6 protein-coding genes are annotated in these 6163 nt (G+C 69.0%); 1 reads left to right on the top strand and 5 read right to left on the bottom strand.

Annotated features, from left to right (window positions below):
- The 4 genes from BGO20_RS00205 to tesB all read right to left on the bottom strand — a co-directional run.
- Positions 1-1330, bottom strand: a 1330-nt coding sequence (locus BGO20_RS00205) for a DNA translocase FtsK (RefSeq protein WP_299856229.1), incomplete at its 3' end; no start/stop codon positions are given.
- 161 nt (positions 1331-1491) lie between these two features.
- Positions 1492-2847, bottom strand: a complete 1356-nt coding sequence (locus BGO20_RS00200; protein ID WP_291665087.1) for an ammonium transporter — start codon at positions 2845-2847, stop codon at positions 1492-1494.
- A 28-nt stretch (positions 2848-2875) separates the two neighbouring features.
- Entirely contained in the window at positions 2876-3214 is a 339-nt protein-coding gene (locus BGO20_RS00195) for a P-II family nitrogen regulator (RefSeq protein WP_291665085.1), read from the bottom strand.
- A 235-nt stretch (positions 3215-3449) separates the two neighbouring features.
- Positions 3450-4319 (bottom strand): acyl-CoA thioesterase II, encoded by an 870-nt coding sequence (tesB, locus tag BGO20_RS00190; protein ID WP_291665083.1) that lies wholly within the window; start codon positions 4317-4319, stop codon positions 3450-3452.
- Between the two features lie 116 nt (positions 4320-4435).
- On the opposite strand from tesB, the gene BGO20_RS00185 reads away from it, so the two are divergent.
- Positions 4436-5683, top strand: coding sequence for a ubiquinone biosynthesis hydroxylase (locus BGO20_RS00185; protein WP_291665081.1), 1248 nt, complete (start codon positions 4436-4438; stop codon positions 5681-5683).
- Positions 5684-5957: 274 nt separating this feature from the next.
- Here the strand turns inward: BGO20_RS00185 and BGO20_RS00180 are convergent, their stop codons facing one another.
- Positions 5958-6155, bottom strand: coding sequence for a Trm112 family protein (locus tag BGO20_RS00180; RefSeq protein ID WP_291665079.1), 198 nt, complete (start codon positions 6153-6155; stop codon positions 5958-5960).
- Between the last annotated feature and the right edge of the window lie 8 nt (positions 6156-6163).

Here is a 6163-nt window from a genome sequence, read left to right as displayed (position 1 = left end):
AGACCGCGCTCATCGAGCGCGCGATGTCGTCGGCCAGCGAGATCACCCGCGACGACTTCGTCCCCGGCGCAGGCTCGAGCTCGTACAAAGTCACAACAGGGCCGGGACGGACCTGCGTGATTTCGCCGCGCACGCCGAAATCCTCGAGCACGCCCTCCAGCAGGGTCGCATTCTGTTCCAGCGCGTCGGTCGAGACGGCAGCGGCCGGCGACCTCTTCGGCTCGGCCAGATAGGTCAGCGGCGGCAGCTCGAAGGCGTCACGGTCGAGGAAGGAGGGCTGCGCCTCGCGCTGCATGCGCTTGCCCGGCTTCGGCGCGGGGGCCCTCGCCGCGACGCGCGGCGCGTTGAGGTCGCGCAGATCCTCGGCCTCGCCGATGTCGAAAGGCGGATCGTCGTCGACATCGCGGGCCGCCGGAGCGCGCGCGCCCGGCAGCGGCTGCGGCTCGAAATCGGGCAGCGGCTGGCGTGGCGCGGGGGCGGCGCCGAACTGCGGCTCGCGGCGGACGCGGCCGGTTCCTGGAGCCGGCGGCGCCATGCCGGTGTCGACCGCCGGCTCGGGCGGATGCGGCAGGCGGCGCAGGATCGCAGCCCGCAGGGCCATCGCGCCATGGGCGAGCCAGCCGATCAGGATGACGGCGATGCCGGGCTCCTCGTCGCCGCGCTCCTCGCCGTCGGACAGGCCGTCATCGGCCTCGTCGTCGAGGACAGGGTCTTCGTCATGGACGAAGCCGAAGCCGGCTGCCGCGGTGACGGCGAGAATGGCGATGCCGGCATAGAGGAAGCCGACCAGGCTCGCGACCGCGCTGCCGGCGATGCCGGCGATGTTGCGCGTGCCGAAGAGCAGGCCGTCGCCGATGACGCCGCCCATGCCGGTGGGCAGGGGCCAGCGCGGCGTCGGCGGAAGGGCGCTGGCGACGGCTGCGGCGGCGGTGATGCCGATCACCCAGAGGCCGAGCTTGAGGGCGCCGCGGTCGAAGAGATGGAAGCGGATCAAGCGCAGCGCCCAGATCATCGGCGGGAAGAGCAGGGCGATCACGCCGAGCCCGACGAGCTGCATCAGCAGGTCGGCGATCATCGCGCCGGGGCGGCCGAGCCAGTTGCGCACGGCGCCGTTGGTGGCGTTGTTGAGGCTCGGATCCTCGGCCGACCAGCTCGCCAGGGCAAGCGCGACCACGACCATCAGGGCCAGGAGACCCAGGCCGACGAGCTCGGCGGCACGGCGCGACAGGAACTCCCGCACCGGATCGGGCAGGCGGTCCATGAGCGATCGGGAGCGGCGGATGGTGCGCATGCGGCTTCGGGTCGTGTTCCGGGCTTCGGGCCGCATCATGCCGGCCATATCCCGTTCAGGTTACGAAGCCGTGGTTAAGGCCTGCTTAACCTTGAAGCGCGGCGAGCCCGCGAGGGTGCCGCCATGGAAAAGCCCCGGCGGTTTCCCGCCGGGGCTGGTTTCACGTGAATCGCGGCGTCGCGGAAGCGATGCCGGCACAGTCACATATTGTAGGCCCGCTCGCCATGCTCGGCGATGTCGAGGCCCTCGCGCTCCTGGTCCGAGGTGACGCGCAGGCCGACGATCACGTCGACGATCTTGTAGAGGATGAAGGAGCCGATGCCGCTCCAGAGCACGGCGATGACGACGGCGACGAACTGCTTCCAGACCTGCGCGCCCATCGCGTAGTCGGCGACGCCGACACCGCCCAGCGCCGGCGAGACGAAGATGCCGGTGCCGATCGAGCCGATGATGCCGCCGACGCCGTGGACCCCGAAGACGTCGAGCGAGTCGTCGTAGCCGAGCGCGTTCTTCACCGTGGTGCAGAAGAAGAAGCAGACGATGCCGGCGATGACGCCGAGCACGATCGCGCCCATCGGCCCGACCAGGCCGGCGGCCGGGGTGACCGCGACCAGACCCGCCACGATGCCGGAGAGCATGCCGAGGAGCGAGGGCTTGCCCTTGACGATCCACTCGATGAAGAGCCAGCCGAGGCCGGCGGCCGCGGTCGCGACGAAGGTGTTGATCATGGCGAGCGCGGCGCCGCCGGTGGCCTCGAGGTTGGAGCCGGCGTTGAAGCCGAACCAGCCGACCCAGAGGACGGCCGTGCCGATGAAGGTCATCGTCAGCGAATGCGGCGTCATCAGCTCCTTGCCGTAGCCGATGCGCTTGCCGAGCACGAGCGCGCCGACCAGAGCGGCGATACCGGCGTTGATGTGGACCACGGTGCCGCCGGCGAAGTCGAGCGCGCCGAGGGTGAAGAGGTAGCCTTCCGAGAACCAGACCATGTGCGCGATCGGGAAGTAGACGAAGGTACCCCACAACGCGACGAACAGGATCAGGGCGGAGAACTTCATGCGCTCGACGAGGCCGCCGATGATCAGCGCCGGGGTGATCATCGCGAAGGTCATCTGGAAGCAGATGAAGACGTATTCGGGAATCACGACGCCCTTGGTGAAGGTGTCGGAGGTCGAATCATTGTTCACGCCGGCGAGGAAGGCCTTGGAGAACGAGCCGACGAAGCTCGTCAGCGAGCCGCCGCTGGTGAAGGAGAGGCTGTAGCCGTAGATCACCCAGATCAGGCACATCAGGATGGCCGTGGCGGTGATCTGGCTCATCACCGACAGCATGTTCTTCGAGCGGGCGAGGCCGCCGTAGAACAGGGCCAGGCCCGGCAGCGTCATGAACAGAACGAGCAGGGAGGACACCAGCATCCAGGCCGTGTCGCCCTTGTTCGGGACCGCGGCAGCGGCGGCGGGCGCCTCAGGCGCAGCGGTCTGGGCGAAGGCCGCGCCAGCGCAGAGCGCGGCGAGCGCGAGGCCGGTCAATCCGGCCCGCAGGGAAGTCCTGAAATTCATCGCTTGAAACTCCTGAAGGATCGGATGCTCAAAGGGCGTCGGCGTCGGTCTCGCCGGTGCGGATGCGCACGGCCTTCTCGATCGCGGAGACGAAGATCTTGCCGTCGCCGATCTGGCCCGTGCGGGCCGTGGCGGTGATCGCCTCGACGACGCGGTCGACGAGATCGTTGCCGACCGCGACCTCGATCTTGATCTTCGGCAGGAAGCTCACGGCGTACTCGGCGCCGCGGTAGATTTCGGTATGGCCCTTCTGCCGGCCGTAGCCCTTCACTTCCGTCACGGTGAGTCCGTGCACGCCGATGGCGGTCAGCGCGTCGCGCACCTCCTCCAGCTTGAACGGCTTGATGATCGCCATCACGATTTTCATGTGCTGGGGTTCCCCTTCTCGGCGCCGGCCGTCAGCCCCGGCGAACGCGTTGCACCTCGCGCGCCCTGCGGTTTGCAGTGCGTCGCGACACGCAATTCAAGGGACGTGCCAAAGCCACCAGGGGCCGGAAAACGGGCACTGACCGCGAATCCGGACGCGATTCGGATGGGGATCGCCAGGGTTTGCCTAAAATAAAGGCCACTGCCTTCTTTTCGGGCAGGCGCCCAAAACTTCCTCAGGCGCGGTCCGGCCGGGGTCGGATCAACCCCTCCTGGGCCACGGATGCGACCAGCCGGCCCTCGCGATCGAAGATCAGCCCGCGCGAGAAGCCACGCGCACCCGAGGTCGAGGGGCTGTCCTGGGCGTAGAGCAGCCATTCGTCGGCGCGGAAGGGCCGATGGAACCAGAGCGCGTGGTCGAGGCTGGCGCCCTGGACCCGCTGGTCGAAGACGGTGGTGCCATGCGCGATCAGGCTGGAATCGAGCAGCATCAGGTCCGATGCGTAAGCCAGCACGCTCTGGTGCAGCGCCGGTTCGTCCGGGAGCGCCTCCATTGCCCGGATCCAGACGTTGAACCTGGGCTCCATCTTGCCGCCGGTGCGATAGCGCTCGAGCTCGACGGGCCGGATCTCGATGGGCCGCTTGCGCTGGTAATAGGCCTGAACGGCGTCCGGCATATGCGGCAGAACGTTCCGCGCCATGGCCTCGCGATCCGGCAGCTCCTCCGGCATCGGCACCTTGGGCATCGGCATCTGATGCTCGTAGCCGGCTTCCTCGATCTGGAACGAGGCGGACATGGCGAAGATCGCCTCGCCCTTCTGGATGGCGAGCACGCGCCGCGTCGTGAAGGAGCGGCCGTCGCGCAGGCGGTCGACCTCGTAGACGATCGGCGTTTCAGGATCGCCGGGCAGGAGGAAATAGGCATGCAGCGAATGCGGCTGGCGCTCCTCCACGGTCTTGCAGGCGGCGTAGAGCGCCTGGGCGATCACCTGACCGCCGAAGACGCGGGGCCAGGTCGACTTGGGGCTGCGACCGCGGAACAGATTGCTTTCGAGCCGCTCGAGGTCGAGGATCGCCGTCAGCGACGCATTGATCTGCTGTGACATGGGCCTATCGCTGTCGGGTTGACGGAGCGGCCGGCGGCCCGCAGAGGAACAGCCGGGTCTTGCCCGCATCAGCACCAAGGCGCTCCGCCTCGTCAAGCGGTGCCGGGAGACGCAGAATGGCCGACGCGCCGGGAGCAAGCATGCGCATCGTCATCGCCGGGGGCGGCATCGCGGGGCTGAGCCTCGCACTCGCGCTGAAGCAGGCGCTCGGGGCAGCCGCATCCGTCGTGCTGGCCGACCCTGGAATCGATGCGGCGCCCAAAGCCGACAGCCGCGCCTATGCCGTGGCGGCCGGCGCGCAGGCTATGCTGGAGACGCTCGGTGTCTGGGACGCGGTCTCCGCCAAGGCGCAGCCGATGACGGAGATGGCGATCTCCGACAGCCGGGCGGGCGATGCGGTGCGGCCGGTGTTCCTGACCTTCGACGGAGAGGTCGAGCCCGGCCGGCCCTTCGCCCATATGGTCGAGAGCGCCGCCCTGACGGCGGAACTGAAGGCTGAGTGCCGGCGCGTCGGGGCCGAATTGCGGCCCCTCGGCGTCCGCCGCTTCCGCGTCGAGGACGATGCCGTCGAGATCGTCTTCACGGAAGGCGCGCCCGAACGCGCGGCCCTGCTGGTCGCGGCCGATGGGGCGCGGTCGAGGCTGCGGGAGCAGGCCGGTATCGGCTGGGTCGGCTGGAACTATCGCCAGTCGGGCATCGTCGCGACGATCGGTCACGAGCGCCCGCATCACGGCCGCGCGGTCGAGCATTTCCTGCCGTCGGGCCCCTTCGCCATCCTGCCACTCAGCGACGGCGGCAAGCTCGGCCACCGCTCCTCGATCGTCTGGACGGAGCGGAGCGAGAATGTCGAGCCGCTGCTCTCGCTGGACGCGGTGGACCTTCTCGCCGAGATCGAGACGCGCTTCGGGCTCGAGCTCGGCGAGATCGTGCTGGAAAGCCCCATGAACGCCTATCCGCTTGGCTTCGGCGTGGCCCGGCGCTTCGTCGACCACCGCTTCGCGCTGCTGGGCGATGCCGCCCATCTGATCCATCCGATCGCGGGCCAGGGGCTCAATCTCGGCCTCAAGGACGTCGCCGCTCTGGCGGAGGCGATCGTCGACGCGGCGCGGCTCGGGCTCGACCCCGGCGGGCTCGACGTGCTCGAAGACTACGAGAAGGCGCGGCGCTTCGATACGGTCGCGATGGGCGCCGTTACCGACGGGCTGAACCGGCTGTTCTCCAACGATGCGACGCCGCTCAGGCTGGCCCGCGATCTCGGATTGGGAATGGTCGACCGGCTGCCCGGGCTGAAGCGCTTCTTCATCCGCGAGGCGGCCGGCGTTGCAGGCGCCCCGCCGCGGCTGCTGCGGGGCGAGGCGCTCTAGGAAGCGCTGTTGCTGTTGGGCGCCATGACAACAGAGGCGCGGGGAACACTGTCCCGGCGGGAGAGGGCAGGGTGAGGGGAAGGCCCCTAACCGGATTTGCCGTCGGATGGCCGCTGCTGCGGTGAGGGCTCGCCCAACTGGTCCAGCGGCCCACACCTCACCCTACCGCTCTCCTTCCAGGACAGGGGTTCGCGCGCGTATCCGTCCACTCCGAAGCCCGTGCTCGGCGATTCTGGACTCGGCCCTACCGGCCGACCCGGAATAGCGACTGGCCTCACTCCTCCAGCGGCCGCGCCTCTTCCGGCAGCATGATCGGGATGCCGTCGCGGATCGGATAGGCGAGCTTGGCCGCGCGGCTGATCAGCTCCTGCTTCGCCGCGTCGTATTCCAGCGTGCTCTTGGTCAGCGGGCAGACCAGGATCTCGAGCAGCTTCGGGTCGACGCGGGTGGTGGGGCCGGTTTCGTTGGTCATGTCCGTTC

This window comes from Allobosea sp. 67-29, from assembly GCF_001898115.1.
In the GTDB taxonomy this organism is placed as follows: Bacteria; Pseudomonadota; Alphaproteobacteria; order Rhizobiales; family Beijerinckiaceae; genus Allobosea.
The sequence above is the reverse complement of the archived record's forward strand: the minus strand, read 5'-3'. Positions and strand labels throughout refer to the sequence as shown.